Source organism: Candidatus Atribacteria bacterium (genome assembly GCA_011056645.1).
In the GTDB taxonomy this organism is placed as follows: domain Bacteria; phylum Atribacterota; class Phoenicimicrobiia; order Phoenicimicrobiales; family Phoenicimicrobiaceae; genus Sediminicultor; species Sediminicultor quartus.
This window is the reverse complement of sequence record DSEL01000129.1, coordinates 1-1,715: the sequence shown is the minus strand read 5'-3', so window position 1 is coordinate 1,715 and position 1,715 is coordinate 1. Positions and strand designations below refer to the sequence as shown.

General features: G+C 35.5%; 1 protein-coding gene and 1 pseudogene. Both read left to right on the top strand.

Going from position 1 to position 1,715, the window contains the following annotated elements; all coding sequences use genetic code 11:
* Positions 1-493: 493 nt before the first annotated feature.
* Positions 494-685 (top strand): annotated as a pseudogene (locus ENO17_05270) (chromosomal replication initiator DnaA).
* Between the two features lie 46 nt (positions 686-731).
* Complete coding sequence (locus ENO17_05265; GenBank protein ID HER24441.1) at positions 732-1,298, top strand: hypothetical protein; 567 nt, start codon at positions 732-734, stop codon at positions 1,296-1,298.
* Positions 1,299-1,715 lie beyond the last annotated feature (417 nt).

Below are 1,715 nucleotides of genomic sequence, written 5' to 3'. Positions count from 1 at the left end.
TACGTGCTGCCGCTTTTGAACCGAGAATAAAGCGTGTTATAGCTTCCGGCCATGCCATTGATTATATGAAATGTTATCCTTATTTAATTCGTATCATGCACCTTTGGTTCTTGAAGCAGAAAAACCTGGAAGGTTTTATGAATAAAATGGCAAGCAAGAAATCTAAAGCAAACAACCCTCAAGGATGGATGACAAAACAGTTGATGTATATCACCCAAAAAGATAATCCGATGGAAGCGTTTGAAACCTGGCTCGCCTTGAATGAAGAGAATATTCATTCTGATAAAGTTATTCAAGATGTTCTGTTACTGAGTGGAAGAAACGACCATTTTATTCCCATAAAGATGCATAAAAAACAGATTGACGCCTTAGTAAATGCCAAATCAATTACCGATAGGATTTTTACAAAGAACGAGAATGCTCAAAATCATTGCCAGATTGGTAATATTAAATTGTTACTTGATGTAATTATTGATTGGATAAGGATTAAATCATAAATCATTCTTTAGCCATCTATCTCGTTAAGCGGTTTACCCCACTTTCCTTATCTAAAATCGGTGAACTTTTCAAGATGGATTATTCAGCCGTTTCCCAGGCTGCTAAAAGATTTGAACAAAAATGCGAAGTTAATCATGAAATAAGAGAGAAGATGCAAAAGGTGATAACAGCCTTAAAAGAAATATGAATGTCAAATGTTGAGACTCCTTTACTGCTCTCAGGAAGGAGAATCTATGATAGATTATCTAACCTATTACTATAAGCATGGCACAGAACCATTTCGAAGCCTGTCTGCGTTACCAGATAAAGAAGTCATAAAAATTATGGAAGAACTTTGCGATGACACTCTTTTTGGGGCAAGATTCAAAGATCCAATTCAGTATATGCGTAACCGAAGGCAAACGGAGCAGTGGGTACGTGAGGAGTTCATAAAAAAAGGTGGGCGACCTCAAGATGCTTATCCGATTCCAATGGTGCTTGGGGAATCCAAATGGATGGTAAAACAAGCTCCCGATCCTGATGCTCATGGGGAAATACGCATACCTCTCTCAGTCTTTACGGAGTACGATGTCAGTTTTACTTACCCAGATAGCATGATCTCTCTATGGTTTGGTAGGGAGAGACCAAAAGAATATTATCTGCCAGATTATCACGGCAAGGTTTTCACCTTATCGGAAATACTTTCAATAGTAGGAGAAAAGGGATTGCCTGAGGAAGACTGGGAAACAAATCTTCCCAATAACCTTGCTCCTTACATTGAAGCACAATTATGGAATCATAAACTGCTTAAAATATTTTAGCAGCAGCAACAGCAGGGGAAAAAATTACACCCTAATGTTGTTGCTGTTCTTACTTGTTGCATGTTAGTGTGGAAAAATTCCATAAGAGGTTAGGAAAATATTTACCTCATCATACAGAGATTGAGAAAGAATTGGAGGAAAATAATTTTATTTTAAAAAGAAGGATTTTTTAAAACTTTTGTCTTATCAATATAAAGATGCAAAAAATTTAAAAAGACTAATTTTTTTTTAACCGCTGTTGGCGATTCAGTAAGGTAAATATATATTCTTGAAGTATGACAAACGAAATGTCCCCTTATCTTAATCCTCTTGTTTTATCTCAGGGAAATTTCCGAAATTATTTTCTACTAAAACATCTCACCTAATTGAACCTCTTACTAATTATTTCTTAATCAAAGTTATCTAAATATATTAAAT

Coding starts and splice junctions, on each gene's coding strand:
- ENO17_05265 (HER24441.1), top strand. CDS start 732: ATGATAGATTATCTAACCTATTACTATAAGCATGGCACAGAACCATTT.